The sequence below is a fragment of the Gemmatimonadaceae bacterium genome (genome assembly GCA_035633115.1).
Taxonomy (GTDB): domain Bacteria; phylum Gemmatimonadota; class Gemmatimonadetes; order Gemmatimonadales; family Gemmatimonadaceae; genus UBA4720.
On record DASQFN010000047.1, the window covers coordinates 392,244 to 408,577 of the forward strand.

Below are 16,334 nucleotides of genomic sequence, written 5' to 3' on the forward strand. Positions count from 1 at the left end.
ATTTGCGGCCGTTCGATGGCCGCCGCATTCTCCTCGGCGTAACGGGGGGAATAGCAAGCTACAAGACCGTGATGCTGGCGCGTCTGCTGACCCAGGCAGGCGCCGAGGTCGACGTGGTGATGACGCGCGCGGCTCTCGAATTCGTTGGAGCGATAACGTTCGAGGCGGTCACCGGCCGCCGCAGCTACAGCGAGATTTTCGGCGCCGGCAATGCTCTCGATCATATCCGGCTCGCGAATGAGGCGGCGCTCTTCGTGGTGGCGCCGGCAACGGCCGACTTCCTCGCGCGCGCCGCGCACGGCCACGCAGACGATCTGCTCACGGCCGCCCTGCTCGCAAACACGTCGCCGGTTCTCCTCGTACCCGCGATGAACGACCGGATGTGGGCGAACACGCAAACGGCGGCAAACGTCGCCAGTCTCCGCGAGCGCGGCTACACTGTGCTCGATCCCGACGAGGGGCCTCTGGCAGCCGGGGAGGGCAGCGGGCCGGGGCGGATGCCTGAGCCCGAGACGATCATGTCGCATATCGCGCGGCGGCTGGAGCCGGACAGCTCTCTTTCGGGGAAACGCATCGTCGTCACGGCCGGTGCAACTCGCGAGGCAGTCGATCCCGTTCGATTCATCTCCAATCACAGCAGCGGAAGGATGGGAATTGCGATCGCGGAAGCCGCCTGGCGCCGCGGCGCCTCTGTCACGCTTGTGCTTGGCCATGCGGAGGTGCCGGTTGGTGCCGGGCCCGTAGTCCTGCGTGCGGAGAGCGTGGACGAAATGGCTGCCGCTGTCGCGTCCACTCTGCCGACCGCTGATGCGCTGGTAATGGCGGCGGCCCCGGCAGATTTTCGTCCGGCGAAGCCCGCCGACCGGAAGATCAGCAAGCGTGACGATTCGGCCGGGATGGCGATTCGCCTTTCACCGACCACCGACATTCTCCGTTCAACGCTGCCGTTGCGTCCGCCGCACGCGATAATTGTCGGGTTCGCGCTCGAAACGGGTGACGCACTGGCAAAGGGCGAGGCGAAGCTGCGTGAGAAATCACTCGACATGATCGTCGTAAACGATGCCCTGGAAGAAGGAGCCGGCTTTCGTGTCGACACAAATCGAGTGACGATCGTGACTCCCGGCGCCAAGCCGGAGAGGCTTCCATTGATGACGAAAGCCGCGCTCGCCGATGCGATTCTCGACCGCGTGGAGCCGCTGTTAAGTGGACGCTAGAGATCAGCTTCGCCGGTACCTCGAGCAGCGCCGGGACATGGGCGAGACCGAGCTTCTGCTCGATACAATGACCGTTGACGACGTCATGAAGGCGATTGGTGCGATCAATGCTGGTGGCTCAAGGGCTGTAGCGGCGGCGGAGCCTCGAGGCGACTGGCGCGCGGTGCTCGGAGAGAAGCCGGCACCCGCTCGAGGCCTGGAGGCTCCGGCCGATAGCACGGGACTCTTTGACGACGACGTCATGCGACTCGCATCTCTGAAGGCAGTCGAAAAGTCGGTGGCGAAATGCACGCGCTGCCGCCTGTACAAGACCGCGCTGAACCCGGTCCCCGGTGAAGGCAACCCCAAGGCACAGCTCGTGTGCGTCGGCGAAGCGCCGGGTGGCACCGAGGACGAAACGGGACGGCCGTTCGTTGGGGCTGCGGGGAATCTGCTCAACAAGATTCTCGCGGCCGTGGAACTGCGCCGCGAAGATGTCTTCATCTGCAACGTCCTCAAACACCGCCCGCCCGGCAACCGCAACCCGCTGCCTGACGAAGTCGCTGCCTGCAGTCCGTACCTCATAAGGCAGCTCGAGCTTATCAAGCCGAAAGTAATCGTTGCGTTCGGAGGCTTCGCCGCCCAAACTCTTCTCGACACCAAAACACCGATCGGAAAACTGCGGGGCCTGGTGCATCAATATCGCGGCATCCCGCTGGTCGTCACGTACCACCCTGCGGCACTGCTCCGGAATTCCGCATGGAAACGCCCAACATGGGAAGATGTCAAGCTCGCCCGTCGAATACTCGATAGCCCCTCAAGGGCGTGATCCGTACTCGGAGCGGCGCCCTCCGTATTCGGAGGATGCCGAGCAGGCCGTGCTGTCCGCGATGCTCATGGACAAGGACGCGATTCTGCGCGCCAATGAGCACGTCGACGAAAGCATGTTCTATCGGGAGGGGAACCGTCGAATTTTCCGGGCGATGGTCACCCTGTCGGACCGCGGCGATGTAATCGATCCGCTGACGCTCACCGAAGAGCTGGGCCGCACCGGCGAACTGGAGGCCAGCGGCGGCCGAGACTACATCAGCTTTCTCGTCGACGCCGTTCCCACCGCGGCGAACGTCGAGTATCACGCCAAGATCGTTCGAGAGAAAGCCCTCCGCCGCAGGCTGATCGAGGTTTCAACCGCAATCGTCAGCGAGGCGTTCGACTCTGCCGCATCCGCCGGCGAGCTGCTCGATGCCGCGGAGCACAGGATATTCGAGGTAAACCAGAGCAGGGGAGCCGAAGGATTCACGCGGATCAAGGAGCTCCTCTGGCCGACCATGGAGCGGATCGAGCTCCTGCAGCGCGGCGGCGAATCGATTACAGGCGTGCCAAGTGGGTTCAAGGATCTGGATGACATCACGGCAGGTTTCCAGCCGTCGGACCTCGTCATCGTCGCCGGCAGGCCATCCATGGGAAAAACAGCGTTCATTCTCAACATTGCCCAAAACGCTGCTCTCGATAACGAAGTTCCCATCGCGTTCTTCTCTCTCGAGATGAGCAAGGAGCAGCTGGTTCAGCGGCTTCTGACGTCGGAGGGTCGCGTGGACGCCCAGCGTCTTCGCAAGGGCAAGCTGCACGATGACGAATTCGTCCGTCTCGGCCGCGCCGCGGGAATGCTCAGCCACGCGCCAATCTGGATCGACGACACGCCGGCGATGACGCTGCTGGAGATGCGGTCCAAGGCGCGCCGGCTCAAGATCGACAACAACATCGGCATGATCGTCCTGGACTACCTGCAGCTGATGCAGGGGCCGACGAATACGGAGAGCAGGCAGCAGGAGATCAGTTACATATCGCGATCCCTGAAGGCGCTTGCCCGCGAGCTCCGCGTACCCGTGGTTGCATTGTCGCAGCTGTCGCGCGCACCTGAACAGCGCACGGGGGAGAACAAGCGCCCGCAGCTCTCCGATCTTCGCGAGTCCGGCGCAATCGAACAGGATGCCGATCTGGTGATGTTCATCTATCGGCAGGAGGTGTACGACGGGCCGATTGACAAAGACGGGAATTCGCTCGAGGGCCGCGCGGAGATAATCGTCGGCAAACAGCGAAACGGGCCGACGGGTCTGGTAAACCTGTTCTTCAACAAGACCTTCACCCGCTTCGAGAACTATTCGCCTCGCGCTGTTCCAGCGTGACTCCGAAGGCAAGGACGCTATACCGCTGCACCGGCTGCGGTGCGGACCATCCGCGATGGGCGGGACGCTGCGACGTGTGCGGGGAATGGAACACGCTCGTCGAGGAATCGATCTCGCGCGCTTCGACGGCATCAGCGGGGAAAGGCGCCGCTCGCCGCATCGGTGGTGCGCGAGCGCTCGGCGAGGGCGGCGACGTTGCGACCCCACGCCGTCTCGCGGACATAGTCGGTGCAGCCGAGCCGCGGTGGGTGAGCGGACTTGCCGAATTCGATTTCGTGCTCGGAGGTGGAATCGTTCCCGGCTCGATGGTCCTTGTCGGCGGCGAGCCCGGCATTGGCAAATCCACGATTCTGCTCCAGGTCGCGGCGCGCCTTCAGCAGGCGGGGCACCGCACGCTCTACGTATCCGGAGAGGAATCAGGACTTCAGGTAAAAATGCGCGCGGAGCGTCTGGGAGACGACGCGGGCGATGTTCTGGTCCTCGGTGAGACTCTTCTGGAGACGATTGTCGCCACCGCCGTAAAGCTCACTCCGCATATTCTGATTGTCGATTCGATCCAAACTGTTTTCACAGCGGACCTCGAGAGCGCGCCGGGAAGCGTGGGTCAGGTGCGCGAATGCGCGGCGCGGCTCATGAGATTCGCCAAAGAGACCGGCACGACGGTGTTCGTCGTCGGGCACGTAACGCGCGAGGGAGGAATCGCTGGTCCGAAGACTCTCGAGCACATAGTCGACACCGTTCTCTATTTCGAGGGCGAAGGAACCCTGGATCATCGCGTGCTGCGCGCAATCAAGAATCGCTTTGGAAGCGTCGACGAGATCGGGGTTTTCAGAATGACCCAGAACGGGCTCGACCCGGTGGCAAACCCTTCCGAGCTGTTCCTCGGCGACAGACTGAATCACGCATCAGGGAGTGCCGTAACCGCTCTTCTCGAGGGAACCCGACCGGTGCTGATCGAGATTCAGGGTCTGGCCGCAAAGTCAAGTTTCGGCACACCGCAGCGCGTAGCCACCGGATACGACGGCCGCCGTCTCGCGCTGCTCCTCGCCGTGCTCGACAAGCGCGCCGGCATTTCGTTCGCGCAGCTCGACGTGTTTCTGAATGTCGTGGGCGGTGTGCGGTTACAGGAGCCTGCCGGAGATCTAGCCGTTGCGACTGCCCTGGCATCGAGCGTTTACGACCGCCCGGTCGCTTCGAGCTCCATCTTCCTTGGCGAAGTGGGACTCGGCGGTGAGATCAGACCAGTGTCGCAGTCGGAGCGGCGGCTCGCAGAGGCGGCAAAGATGGGAATGACGACGGCGTATATGTCAGCGCGGGCGATTCCGTCGCGGCCTCCAAAAGGAATCACTCCTCGAGGAGTTCGGACCGTGAGTGATCTCTTCGGTCAGCTGTTTCAGTGAGCGCGGCTGACGTCGGCGTGATCATCGTTGCGGCTGGCTCGAGCACCCGAACCGACGGCGAGGAGCTCAAGCAGTTCAGATGGATCGCCGGAAAGCCGATGCTCCTGCACAGCCTTCAGACATTTCAGCAGCGGGTCGACGTTGCGATGGTGGTTGTGGTTCTTCCCAGGCAGCACGCCGGCGACCCCCCGCCATGGCTCTTCCAGTGTGACGCCGAGCGAATGCTGGTTTCGGTGGGCGGACGCGAGCGGAGTGACTCGGTTCGCAACGGGCTCGAGGACATCGGTGATCTCGCACGAATCGTCGCAGTGCACGACGCAGCACGTCCACTGGTGAGCGAGGCGATGATCGAGCGGGTCATCAGCGAAGCGAGAAAGGGTCACGGAGCGGCGCCCGGACTTCCCGTAGTCGACACGCTGAAACGCGCGGACAACGCCGGCAAAGTTCTCGAGACTGTCGATCGCACCGGACTCTGGAGAATACAGACGCCGCAAGCTTTTCCGCGCGAGATGCTCGAGCAGGCGCACATCGAATCGGCCGCGACTGATGTAACGGCGACGGACGACGCGTCGCTGTGTGAGCGACTCGGCATGGAGGTCGTGATCGTGCCCGGGAGTGAGCGCGCGATCAAGATTACCAGCGAGACGGATTTCGCGCTGGCTGAGGCGCTGAGTATCTTGCCGGAATGACATCTGAAGGGCGCGCCATCCCGTTCTGGTCGGACGAGGAAGTCGAAGCTGCGCTTGGTGCCGCAAAATCGCATTTGAGAGAGCATGGTGTTCTTGCGTATCCAACCGAGACGGTGTACGGGTTCGGCGGGGCAGTGGACACGGAATCGGTCAACAGACTGATCGCACTCAAAGGCCGTCCGCCCAACAAGCCTTTTCTCCTCATCGTTGCCGCGAGCGAGATGATCGGACGTCTTGAATTACATCTCAGCGCTTACGCATCGCAGCTTGCCGCGCGCTTCTGGCCCGGGCCATTGACGCTCGTGCTCCCTGGTGGCGAACGGCGCGTCCCCGATCAGTTACGCGGGCCCGAGGGAGGAATCGCGGTCAGGTGGACGCCGCATCGCGGCCTTAGCCGGCTTGTGCAGGCGTATGGCGAACCGATCACCTCGACCAGCGCGAACCGGCCGGGAGTGGACGCCGCGACGAACGCCGGGGAGATCGTCGAGCAGTGGCGGGAGTCGATTGTTCGCGGCGTACTGCACGTCCTCGACGGAGGTCAGCTTTTGCAGTCACCTCCCTCGACCGTTGTGGATTGCACTGGACCGCGACCGCGGGTAATTCGCCCCGGCGCAGTGTCGGCAGCAACGCTGAGAGCCGTCGTGCCGGACATCGTCGCCGACACGTAGGCCGTGAGAATCCTTTTCGTCTGCACCGGCAACACCTGCCGAAGCCCGATGGCCGAAGCTATCGCGCGCCGACTCATCCTCGAATCCGGCAGGACAGACCTGGAAGTCGAGAGCGCCGGTACTCAGGCGTGGGACCGCTCACCGGCATCGGATGAAGCGCTTCTCGTCGGAGTCGAGCGCAATCTCGACATATCGGGCCACCGGGCTCGCCGATTGACGCCCGAGATTGTCGCCAACGCCGATCTCGTGCTCGTGATGTCGCCGGCGCATCTGGCGCAGGTGCGCGAGATGGGTCCGAACGCCAACGTCCATCTTTTCGCCGGCTACGGGGTGAGTGGCGCAGCCGGTCGTTCAATCGCCGATCCCTTCGGCGGAAATCTCAACGACTATCGCGCGACAGCCGACGAGCTCGAGCACGAGCTGAAGGAAATTCTGGAGCGAATCCAGGCAGCGTGAGGCTCCCCGGGCGGCTTGTGCTACTCGGCCATCCAGTGGCGCACTCGCTGTCACCGGTCATGCACAATGCTGCGCTCGCAGCTGCCGGAATTCCTCTGCGCTACGAATTGCTCGACGTTCCGGCGGCTGCACTCGACGCGGTCCTTGCTTCGCTCGCAGGCGAGCGCGCTGCGGGCAATGTGACAATACCGCACAAGGAAGCCGTCGTGAGTCTCATGAACAACGTCTCGCCTCTCGCCGAGCGCATCGGTGCGGTCAACACATTCCGCACGTCCGACGAAGGTGATCTCGCCGGCGACAACACCGACCCCGTAGGTTTTGGCGCGTTTGTTCGCGCGATGCTTGGACAGGAGCCTCGAAACGCGCATTTCGCGATTGTCGGCGCGGGCGGCGCTGCCGCGGCCGTACTGGCCACGATCGAGAGATGGCCAGGATGCAGCGCCGGCATCTATTCGCGAAACCAATCACGTGCCGGCCGTCTCGTCGCACGCTTTCCTGATGTTGCGCGCATCGAAACGCTGAGCGAGGACCAACCTGTCCGTGGTGAGATTGTGATCAATGCCACGCCCATCGGTCTCGAATCCGACGATGTCCCAGTTTCGCTTGCGAAGCTCGACCGTGATGCCGCTGTCCTCGATCTCGCGTACAGGGTGGGAGAGACGGCATGGGTTCGCCTCGCGCGAGCCGAGGGCCGGATTGCAAGCGATGGTTTGCCGATGCTGCTCGAGCAGGGTGCGGCCGCCTTCGAGATATGGTTTGGTGTGCAGCCCGACCGGGATGTAATGTGGACGGCATTGAAAGCGGCCACCGGACGTGCATAACGCAACGAGCGGCCTCTTTGACGGACGCGGCGGTGGTGGCGGCGGCGGCGAGCGGCCGAGCACTGGTTGAACTCTTTCTTCCCATTTGTTGCGTTGTCTGCGAGCGCCTTGTTCCTCACGGCGACAGGGGAATCGTCTGCGGACATTGCTGGACGCTCGTGCGGGAGCTGCCGTACCCGAGATGCGAGCGGTGCGGTCACCCGTTGAGCAGGTACAGCTGCCAGTGGTGCGACAATCTGCCTCCCTTCGTGCGCGCGGCGCGATCCTACTGCTGGGTTTCGCCCGGCACGGGCGGGCAGATCGTGCACGCTCTCAAGTATTCCGGGTGGTGCGATGTGGCACCGTCGGTGGCGCGGCGTATGACGCGCCTTGCCTGGCCGCGGGATGTAATCGACGAGCGAGCTGCAGTCGTTCCCGTTCCACTCGCTCCGTCGCGGGAGCGCGAGCGCGGATACAATCAAAGCGCCGTCATAGGGGGCGAGCTCGCGCGGCTCTGGAGGATTCCGATGTGGGAGGATGTGCTCACGCGAACACGAGCCACACGCACGCAGACGGAGTTGACTCCGGGGGAGAGACTGAGCAATGTTGCCGGAGCATTTCGCGTCCCCGAAAATGCGCGCGCGAAGCTCCGCGGCGGACACGTTCTTCTCGTCGACGATGTCGTGACGACAGGTGCAACCCTGAGCGCATGTGCCGCCGCGCTTTTCGACGCGGGTTCGCGAATCATCAGCTACGTGACATTCGGCCGGGCCGCTGCTGCTGGTGACCGGCTGACACCATAGGAACGAATCGAGAAATGGCCATTCGTGTCGGCATCAACGGTTTTGGGCGCATCGGGCGACAGGTGCTTCGTGCCGCGAAGGAGCAGGAAGTACTGGACCTTGATTTTGTCGCGATCAACGACCTCACGGACACGGGAACACTCGCCCATCTCTTCAAGTACGACTCGATCCATGGAACATACCGCGGAGATGTCGGAACCGATGGCTCGTGCCTGTCCGTGGATGGAGACGAGATTCGCGTCCTCACCCACAAGGATCCGGCCGAGCTGCCGTGGCGTGAGCTTGGAGTCGAGATCGTTCTCGAGTCCACCGGCCGGTTCACGAGCGCGGCGGATGCAGGGAAGCACATTACTGGCGGCGCGAAAAAGGTGGTCATCTCCGCGCCGGCGAAGGGCGAGGACATCACCATCGTGATGGGCGTCAACAGCGACCGGTACGATCCCGCGAAGCATCACATCGTCTCGAATGCGTCGTGCACCACGAACTGTCTCGTACCGATGGTCAAGGTGATTCGCGATAATTTCGGTTTTGTGCACGGGTCGATGCTCACCGTTCACAGCTACACCAACGATCAACAGATCCTCGACCTGCCGCACAAGGATCTGCGACGCGCACGGGCCGCCGCTCTCTCGATGATTCCGACAACGACTGGCGCGGCAAAGGCTACATCACTCGTCATTCCCGAGCTCAAGGGAAAGATCGACGGGGCCGCCATTCGCGTGCCGACGCCGGACGTCTCCTTCACCGATCTCACTGTCGAAGTGGAGAAGGCGACGAACGTCGCGGACGTCAACGCGGCGTTCAAGGCCGCCGCCGCTGGCGATCTCAGCGGGTATCTCGAGTACACCGAAGAAGAGCTCGTCTCGAGCGACTACATCGGCAATCCCGCGTCGTGCATCTTCGATGCGAAGACGACGATCGTCGTCGACGGCACGCTCGTGAAAGTCTCCGGCTGGTACGACAACGAGTGGGGATACGCATCGCGTTGCGTCGACATGCTCCGCTTCATGGGCGCCCGCCTTTAACCCGATCCGGGTGGCAAAGAAAACGCTCCGCGATCTGAGCGAAGAAGAGCTGCGCGGCAAGCGCGCACTCGTTCGCGCGGACCTCAACGTTCCGCTCGATGACAAAGGCGAGATCACCGATGACACGAGAATCCGGGCATCGATGCCAACGCTCAGGTATCTGCTCGACCACGGCTCGCGTCCGGTCGTTCTCTCGCATCTTGGGCGGCCAAAGGGAAAGCCAACGCCCAAGTACTCGCTGCAGCCCGTGGCGGATCGGCTCGAAGAACTGATGAAAGTGAAAGTGTTATTCATCGAGACGACCGACACCGACGAAGCGATGAAGGCTTCGCGCAACCTCGGGCCAGGCGAGATTCTTCTTCTGGAGAACACGCGATTCCTCGGTGGCGAGGAGACGAATGATCAACGCCTCGCGCGCGCCCTCGCCGAGCTGGGCGACTTCTTTGTCAACGATGCGTTCGGAGCGGCCCATCGCGCCCACGCGTCGACGGTGGGCCTGTGTGAATTCCTTCGGCCCGCGGTGGCCGGCTTCCTCATGGAGCGCGAGCTCGAATATCTCGGGAAGGCTCTCGCGGACCCTGAGCGACCTTTCGTGGCAATTCTTGGCGGCGCAAAAATCTCCGGCAAGATCGACGTGATAGAACAACTGGTGCCAAGAGTGGATGCGCTCCTCATCGGAGGCGCGATGGCATGCACCTTCTTTCGGGCTCTGGAGCTCGTGACCGGCAAGTCTCTTGTCGAGGACGACCGGCTGGAGATGGCACGCTCGCTTGTCGACCGAAGCGGGACGAGACTCATCCTTCCGCATGACGCAGTCGTGGCCCCCACACTCGACGACGCCGCCTCTGCGCATGCGGTTCCCAGGGACGGAATCCCTCCTGGCGAGGCGATGTACGACATTGGTCCGAAAACCGCCGAATCGTATTCACGAGCTATCGCTTCGGCGAAGACCGTAATCTGGAATGGCCCGATGGGTGTTTTCGAAAAGCCGCCGTTCGACAAGGGAACAATGGCGATCGCGCAGGCAATGGCGGCCGCAACCGATCGTGGGGCCACGACGATAGTCGGCGGAGGGGACTCAGCAGCCGCCGTCGCGCGCGCAGGGCTCGAGGGCCGGATGAGTCACGTCTCGACAGGCGGCGGCGCGTCGCTCGAGTTCCTCGAGGGCAAGCAACTGCCCGGCGTCGAAGCGCTGGACGACCGGGAACCTGCATGATCGCCCCAATCTTTGCCGCCAACTGGAAGATGAACAACGGGCCAACGACCGCCCGGGAATTCATGCTGTCGTTTCTCTCGCAGTATCCACGGCAGAACGACAGAACTATCATTTTTTTCCCGCCCGCTCTTTCGCTTCATGCGGTTGCCGCAACGCTCGGGGAGAGGCACGACATACTGCTCGGCGTGCAGAACGTGCATTGGGAGGATCAGGGCGCGTTCACGGGCGAGCTGTCGGTTCCGATTGCGCGCGACGCCGGTGCGCGCCTCGTGCTCGTGGGTCATTCCGAGCGCAGGCACGTCTTCGGTGAGACGGACGAGGACTGCGCGCGGAAATGCGCTGCAGTCGAGCGCGGGGGACTGACGCCGATGTTATGCGTCGGCGAAACGCTCGAGCAGCGCGAAGCGGGCCAGGCGGAAGCGACGGTCACACGGCAGCTGCGCGCCGGGCTTTCGCGGATGACTCAGCTGATGCAACGCCCGGTCGCCATCGCGTACGAACCAGTCTGGGCAATCGGCACGGGCAAGAACGCAACACCCGACGACGCGACGACGATGCACGAGGCCATTCGCGACGAGCTCGAGACCCTGTGCGGCGATCGAGCGCGAACGACGAACATTCTTTACGGCGGGAGCGTCAATCCCGGAAACGCTCCACAGCTCATCGCGGCTCCTGAAGTGGATGGTCTGCTCGTTGGAGGAGCAAGCCTTGACCCGGGCGTCTGGCTCGCAATTGCCCGCGCTTAGAAACGCGATACGCTGGGGCCAGGGAACGACGGGACGACGGAACCACAAAAGAAATGGAAAAACGATTCGGCGGATTTAAGCGGATTCGGCGGATAACTACAGGTTTTTGGGGGGCACAGCGGTAGGAGACGGTCACTGCCTCGACCGTAGTTGCCGTAGAACCAAAGAACTCCCGTCGTATCGGCCGAATCTGTATGAATCCGCCGAATCGTTTTTCCATTCTTTTGTGGTTCAGTAGTCCCGTAGTTCCGCAGTTGATCTGCAAAATCCGGAAGCACTGTTGACTAGAGTGCGATGCGCCCGTGATATTTCGATGTCGGACTCCCTCCTCGCAAACTCTGAATGCTCTACAATTTCCTTCTCGTAATTCTCGTCATAGATGCGCTCGTGCTCGTGACCGCCATTCTGCTTCAGGCGGGCAAGGGAAGCGGACTGGCCGCGAACTTCGGCGGCGCCAGCTCTTCACCCGACGCGTTCATTGGGATCCGCCAGGCCGGCACGATTCTCACCAAGGCCACATGGTGGTGCGCCGGAATTTTTCTCGGCCTCGCCTTTGTGCTGCAGGTGATGTCCACCCGCGCACAGGCTCCGAGGTCAGTGCTCGAGAAGACGTTCGCCAACCCGCCCGCTCCCGCGGCGCCGACTCCGGGAACATCGGCACCCGTAATTCCGCTCGAGCCCGCAACCGGTGGAACACCAGCTCCCGGCGGCGCCGCGGGCAGTGCGCCACCAACTGGTGGTGCCGCGACGACGGGCGGCGCAGGTGTTCCGCTCAGTCCGGCTCCCGCGACTCCGCCACCAGCGGCGCCACAGAAGAAGTAGCGCGAAAGTTGAGCGACCGCGAGCTTCAAACAGGGTTCCTTCTCCTCGAGGATGGAACCCTTTTTCGCGGGCACCTTCGGGCGCGGAATGGCTCCCACGACGACGCGGGCCTCGCCGCCGCCGAAGTCGTTTTCACAACGAACATGACAGGCTATCAGGAGGTCTTTACCGACCCTTCCTACAACGGTCAGATCGTCGTCATGACCGCGCCTCAGATCGGCAATTACGGAATCAACACCGAGGATCCGGAATCGCAGCGCCCGCAAATCAGCGGCGTAGTCGTTCGGGAATTGTCGAGACGCTACTCCAACTGGCGCGCGACCGGCGATCTCGGGACGTGGCTTGCTTCGGCAAAAGTTCCGATTCTGCAAGGAGTTGACACCCGGCGATTGACGCGTCACTTGAGGTCAGTTGGAGTGATGAGAGGCGTCATTGGCGCCGGTGAAACTCCAAGTGCAGCCGCCCGGGAAAAACTCGCGGAATGTCCCTCGATGGAAGGCCTCGACCTGGCGAGCCGGGTTACTACGCGCGAGAGCTACAAGTGGGGCGATCCTGGCGCGAAGCGGCACATCATCGCCTACGATTACGGAATAAAGCGCAACATTCTGCGCCTCTTCTCGGAGCACGACTGTCGCGTAACGATTGTCCCCGCCGACACGCCCGCGCCGGACGCGCTCGCCGCACGCCCGGACGGGATTTTTCTCTCGAACGGGCCGGGCGATCCGGATGCGATTGCGTACGCGCCGAACACAGTCCGCGACCTGGCGACGAGCGGGACACCGGTTTTCGGCATTTGCCTCGGTCATCAGCTCCTCGGGCTCTCGTTCGGGGGCACGACCACAAAGCTTCCGTACGGACATCGCGGAGGAAACCATCCGGTGAGGGAGATGCGAACCGGGCGGGTATTGATCACATCGCAGAACCACGGCTTCGCGGTTGAGGGCGACGAAAGCGGCGTCTCGAGAGCTCCCGACCTTCAGGTCACGCACGTGAATCTCAACGACGGGACCATCGAAGGCGTCCGCCACCGCGAGCTGCCGGTGTTCGGAGTTCAGTATCATCCGGAGGCGGCTCCGGGCCCGCACGACGCCGTCCCCCACTTTGACGAGTTCCTGACTGCGATAAAGACCCGCTAGGCCCCCCTCCGAGCCCACGAGCCATAAAGACCCACTAGGCCCCTCGTCCGAGCCCTCGCGCCATCTTCGAGAACGCTTGACACAATTTCAGTAAAACCATACTTTGAAACGAGTTACGCTACATAGCCCGTGTCACTACTGAGGCATCCAGATGACGAAAGCGGACCTGGTCGAGCGAGTTACGACCCAGATCTCCCGAACCGCAGGCCCTATGATTTCGAAGAAGGACTGTGCGCGCGTCGTGGATGCGTTCCTGGAGGCGATCAAAGAGTCGCTTCAAAATCAGGAAAACATCGAGGTGCGGGGCTTTGGCACTTTCAAGATCCGCCGGCGCAAGACGAGAATGGCCAGGAACCCCCGCACCGGCTCTCCTGTCGAGGTTTCCGCCCGTCCCGTCCCTGTCTTCAAGCCGTCCAAAGAGCTGCGCGCCCTGGTCGCGGCGGTGGAAATGACCGACTCGAAGGAACGCGAGCTTTCGGGCGCCGAGTAGTTCCGCAGACGGGTGGTGAGCGAGATGTTGATCACCGTCCGGTTCTTCGCCTCGTATGCTGACAGCCTGGGCGTCGCCCGCACTCAGCTTGCGCTCGATTCGGGATCTCGCGTCAGCGATGTGCTAGCTTCCGTCGCTCGATTGCCAGGAGCCTCGGCACTTCCGAAGAACCCCCGTGTCGCAGTAAATCAGATCTTTGCCGAAGCCGACACGGTCCTGAAGACCGGCGACGAGGTGGCACTCATTCCGCCTGTCGCAGGCGGCTGAGTGCGCGCTGCTATCGTAAAGGCTCCGATCGACATCGGCGGTATGATTCAGGAAGTTGCCGACGCCCGGCACGGGGCGACCGCGATATTTGTTGGAACGGTGCGCTCAGTCAACGAAGGACGTGAGGTGCGGGAGATCGAATACACGGCGTACGAAGAGATGGCACAGCGTGAGATGAGCGCAATTCTCGCTGAAGCAGGGCGCGCAAACGAAGGGGCCGCCCTCGTCGCCGAACATCGTATCGGCCTGCTGGCAGTTGGCGAGGCAAGCATCGTGATCGCTGCCGCTCACGAGCGACGCGGATGCGCTCTCGATGCGCTTCGCTACGCAATCGACCAGATGAAAGTCCGTGTCCCGATCTGGAAGCGCGAATTGTACAGTGATGGGAGCCAGTCCTGGGTCGATCCAACGCGGGCAGCAGCAACATGAACGCAAGCGACGGGGCAAGAGACCAGTTCGGCAGGCGCATCGAGTACCTGCGTATCTCGGTGACGGACAAGTGCAACTTCCGATGTCTCTATTGCATGCCGGCCGAGGGATTGCCCTGGCTGCCGCGCTCGGAGATCCTCGATTACGAGGAGATCGCCGCGATTGTAGCGGAGCTTGCTCCCCTCGGCGTACGGCGGCTCCGGCTCACAGGCGGAGAGCCGACTCTCCGCCCGAACCTCGAGATTCTCATTTCGCTGCTGAGAAACGTCCCGGGCGTCGAAGACATCGCGCTATCCACCAACGGTGTGAGATTCGGTGAGTTCGCACCCGTGTTCCGCGCTGCCGGTCTCGATCGCGTCAATATCAGCGCGGACTCGCTGAGGTCCGATCGCATCCGCGCCATCTCCCGTCGCAATCTCGATTTCGCGCCGCTAGCCGCGATTCGGCTCGCGCATTCGGCCGGCCTGACGCCGGTGAAGCTGAACGTGGTTGTGCTGCGGGGCATCAACGACGACGAGATAGAAGACTTTGCCCGGCTTACGCTGGAGCAACCGGTGCATGTCCGGTTCATCGAGCTGATGCCGGTGGGCGGGATGCGTGAGCTCACCTGGGAACACGTAGTGCCGTCGCAGGAAGTTCTGGAGCGCATTTCGTTGCTCGGACATCTCGCGCAGGTTGCCGGCCCGCCGCGTGGCAACGGCCCGGCCGAGTACTATCAGCTGGACGGCGGAGTGGGAACGGTCGGCGTGATCACTCCGATGTCGCATACTTACTGCGGCACCTGCAACCGTGTCCGTCTCACCGCCGACGGCCGGCTCAGGACGTGTCTTTTCGGTGACCACTCGGTGAATCTCCGCGAGCCGCTCAGGGCCGGCACTCCGATTGGGCCGCTGTTCGAGAGGGCACTCGAAGAGAAGCCGCTGGAGCATCACCTCCTTCGGATGAACGTCGGCGGACTTCGTGCGCTCTCCGAGGTTGGCGGCTGACATTGCACGCGAGCGTGTACCCATAGCTCTCGCTGACAGGCTCGGATAACTTTCCGGCTCCACCAAAAAGAAAATCGAAATGGTAAACAAGATTACGGTCGTCGGCGCAGGGAACGTTGGCGCGACGACCGCGCAGCGCCTGGCGGAAAAAGAGCTCGCCGGCCGCGTGATACTCGTCGACATCCAGGAAGGCATTCCGCAGGGAAAGGCACTCGATCAGTGGCAGTCGGCGCCGATTGAAGGATTCGACACGCGTCTGACCGGAACGAACACCTACGACGAGACTGCTGGCTCGGATATCGTCGTGATAACTGCTGGCATCGCGCGCAAGCCCGGCATGTCGCGCGATGATCTGCTGAATACGAATGCCGGAATCGTGAAGCAGGTCTCCGAGAACGTACGCGAGACGTCGCCCGAAGCGATCATCGTGATGGTGTCGAACCCGTTGGACGTAATGTCGTACGTCGCCAAGCAGGTGACCGGCTTTCCACGCGAGCGCGTGCTCGGGATGGCCGGCGTCCTCGACACCGCTCGGTATCGCGCGTTCCTCGCGGAGGCGCTCGACGTGTCCGTGCGGGATATTCAGGCAATGGTCCTCGGCGGCCACGGCGACACCATGGTTCCACTGATCTCATACACGAGTGTCAGCGGCATCCCCGTCAGCCACCTGATGTCAGCAGACAGGCTGCAGTCAATCGTCGACCGTACACGAAATGGCGGCGCCGAAATCGTAAAATATCTGAAGACGGGCTCGGCGTATTATGCGCCGTCGGCAGCCGCGGTGCAGATGTGTGAAGCAATCGTGCACGATCAGAAGCGTATCCTGCCTTGTGCGGCGTGGCTCGAGGGAGAGTACGGAATGACCGGTCTCTTTCTCGGTGTGCCATGCAAGATCGGCCGTCGAGGTCTGGAGCGCATCATCGAGGTCACACTCACGGAAGCTGAGCGTGAGGCGCTCGCCAAAAGCGCTGAGGCAGTTCGCGAGCCGATGGCGGCAGTGAAGTTGTAGCTCTGGAAGCGTG

The 16,334-nt window shown here is 62.6% G+C and carries 19 protein-coding genes; all 19 read left to right on the plus strand.

Features of this window, described 5'->3' with window-relative positions; all coding sequences use genetic code 11:
• Positions 1-2: 2 nt before the first annotated feature.
• On the plus strand, positions 3-1,214 hold the full coding sequence (gene coaBC / locus VES88_06365; protein ID HYN81107.1) for a bifunctional phosphopantothenoylcysteine decarboxylase/phosphopantothenate--cysteine ligase CoaBC: 1,212 nt from the start codon (positions 3-5) through the stop codon (positions 1,212-1,214).
• Complete coding sequence (locus tag VES88_06370; GenBank protein HYN81108.1) at positions 1,204-2,022, plus strand: uracil-DNA glycosylase; 819 nt, start codon at positions 1,204-1,206, stop codon at positions 2,020-2,022. The genes coaBC and VES88_06370 overlap by 11 nt, the downstream gene beginning before the upstream one ends.
• Complete coding sequence (gene dnaB, locus VES88_06375; GenBank protein ID HYN81109.1) at positions 1,976-3,379, plus strand: replicative DNA helicase; 1,404 nt, start codon at positions 1,976-1,978, stop codon at positions 3,377-3,379. The genes VES88_06370 and dnaB overlap by 47 nt, the downstream gene beginning before the upstream one ends.
• Positions 3,376-4,779, plus strand: coding sequence for a DNA repair protein RadA (gene radA, locus VES88_06380; GenBank protein ID HYN81110.1), 1,404 nt, complete (start codon positions 3,376-3,378; stop codon positions 4,777-4,779). The genes dnaB and radA overlap by 4 nt, the downstream gene beginning before the upstream one ends.
• The gene (gene ispD, locus VES88_06385; protein ID HYN81111.1) at positions 4,776-5,468 is read left to right on the plus strand and encodes a 2-C-methyl-D-erythritol 4-phosphate cytidylyltransferase; all 693 of its coding nucleotides are present in this window, start codon (positions 4,776-4,778) and stop codon (positions 5,466-5,468) included. Before radA ends, ispD begins: the two co-directional genes overlap by 4 nt.
• Positions 5,465-6,136, plus strand: a complete 672-nt coding sequence (locus tag VES88_06390) for an L-threonylcarbamoyladenylate synthase (GenBank protein ID HYN81112.1) — start codon at positions 5,465-5,467, stop codon at positions 6,134-6,136. The genes ispD and VES88_06390 overlap by 4 nt, the downstream gene beginning before the upstream one ends.
• A gap of 3 nt (positions 6,137-6,139) precedes the next feature.
• On the plus strand, positions 6,140-6,592 hold the full coding sequence (locus VES88_06395) for a low molecular weight protein arginine phosphatase (GenBank protein ID HYN81113.1): 453 nt from the start codon (positions 6,140-6,142) through the stop codon (positions 6,590-6,592).
• A complete protein-coding gene (locus VES88_06400; GenBank protein ID HYN81114.1) occupies positions 6,589-7,413 on the plus strand; it encodes a shikimate dehydrogenase in 825 nt (274 codons plus the stop codon). The genes VES88_06395 and VES88_06400 overlap by 4 nt, the downstream gene beginning before the upstream one ends.
• 17 nt (positions 7,414-7,430) lie before the next feature.
• Positions 7,431-8,195 carry a phosphoribosyltransferase family protein gene (locus VES88_06405; protein HYN81115.1) on the plus strand — a complete coding sequence of 255 codons (765 nt, stop codon included), beginning with the start codon at positions 7,431-7,433 and terminating at the stop codon, positions 8,193-8,195.
• A 14-nt stretch (positions 8,196-8,209) separates the two neighbouring features.
• The gene (gene gap / locus VES88_06410; GenBank protein ID HYN81116.1) at positions 8,210-9,220 is read left to right on the plus strand and encodes a type I glyceraldehyde-3-phosphate dehydrogenase; all 1,011 of its coding nucleotides are present in this window, start codon (positions 8,210-8,212) and stop codon (positions 9,218-9,220) included.
• A 10-nt stretch (positions 9,221-9,230) separates the two neighbouring features.
• Positions 9,231-10,436, plus strand: a complete 1,206-nt coding sequence (locus VES88_06415; GenBank protein ID HYN81117.1) for a phosphoglycerate kinase — start codon at positions 9,231-9,233, stop codon at positions 10,434-10,436.
• Positions 10,433-11,182 (plus strand): triose-phosphate isomerase, encoded by a 750-nt coding sequence (gene tpiA / locus VES88_06420; protein ID HYN81118.1) that lies wholly within the window; start codon positions 10,433-10,435, stop codon positions 11,180-11,182. The genes VES88_06415 and tpiA overlap by 4 nt, the downstream gene beginning before the upstream one ends.
• 342 nt (positions 11,183-11,524) lie before the next feature.
• Positions 11,525-12,004, plus strand: coding sequence for a preprotein translocase subunit SecG (secG, locus tag VES88_06425; protein HYN81119.1), 480 nt, complete (start codon positions 11,525-11,527; stop codon positions 12,002-12,004).
• An 8-nt stretch (positions 12,005-12,012) separates the two neighbouring features.
• Positions 12,013-13,140: a glutamine-hydrolyzing carbamoyl-phosphate synthase small subunit gene (gene carA / locus VES88_06430; GenBank protein ID HYN81120.1), complete on the plus strand. Its 1,128-nt coding sequence runs from the start codon at positions 12,013-12,015 to the stop codon at positions 13,138-13,140.
• A gap of 151 nt (positions 13,141-13,291) precedes the next feature.
• Entirely contained in the window at positions 13,292-13,630 is a 339-nt protein-coding gene (locus VES88_06435; GenBank protein ID HYN81121.1) for an HU family DNA-binding protein, read from the plus strand.
• Positions 13,631-13,654: 24 nt separating this feature from the next.
• On the plus strand, positions 13,655-13,897 hold the full coding sequence (gene moaD, locus VES88_06440) for a molybdopterin converting factor subunit 1 (GenBank protein ID HYN81122.1): 243 nt from the start codon (positions 13,655-13,657) through the stop codon (positions 13,895-13,897).
• A complete protein-coding gene (locus VES88_06445; GenBank protein HYN81123.1) occupies positions 13,898-14,326 on the plus strand; it encodes a molybdenum cofactor biosynthesis protein MoaE in 429 nt (142 codons plus the stop codon).
• On the plus strand, positions 14,323-15,312 hold the full coding sequence (gene moaA / locus VES88_06450) for a GTP 3',8-cyclase MoaA (GenBank protein ID HYN81124.1): 990 nt from the start codon (positions 14,323-14,325) through the stop codon (positions 15,310-15,312). The genes VES88_06445 and moaA overlap by 4 nt, the downstream gene beginning before the upstream one ends.
• A gap of 79 nt (positions 15,313-15,391) precedes the next feature.
• Positions 15,392-16,321 (plus strand): malate dehydrogenase, encoded by a 930-nt coding sequence (gene mdh, locus VES88_06455; protein ID HYN81125.1) that lies wholly within the window; start codon positions 15,392-15,394, stop codon positions 16,319-16,321.
• Positions 16,322-16,334 lie beyond the last annotated feature (13 nt).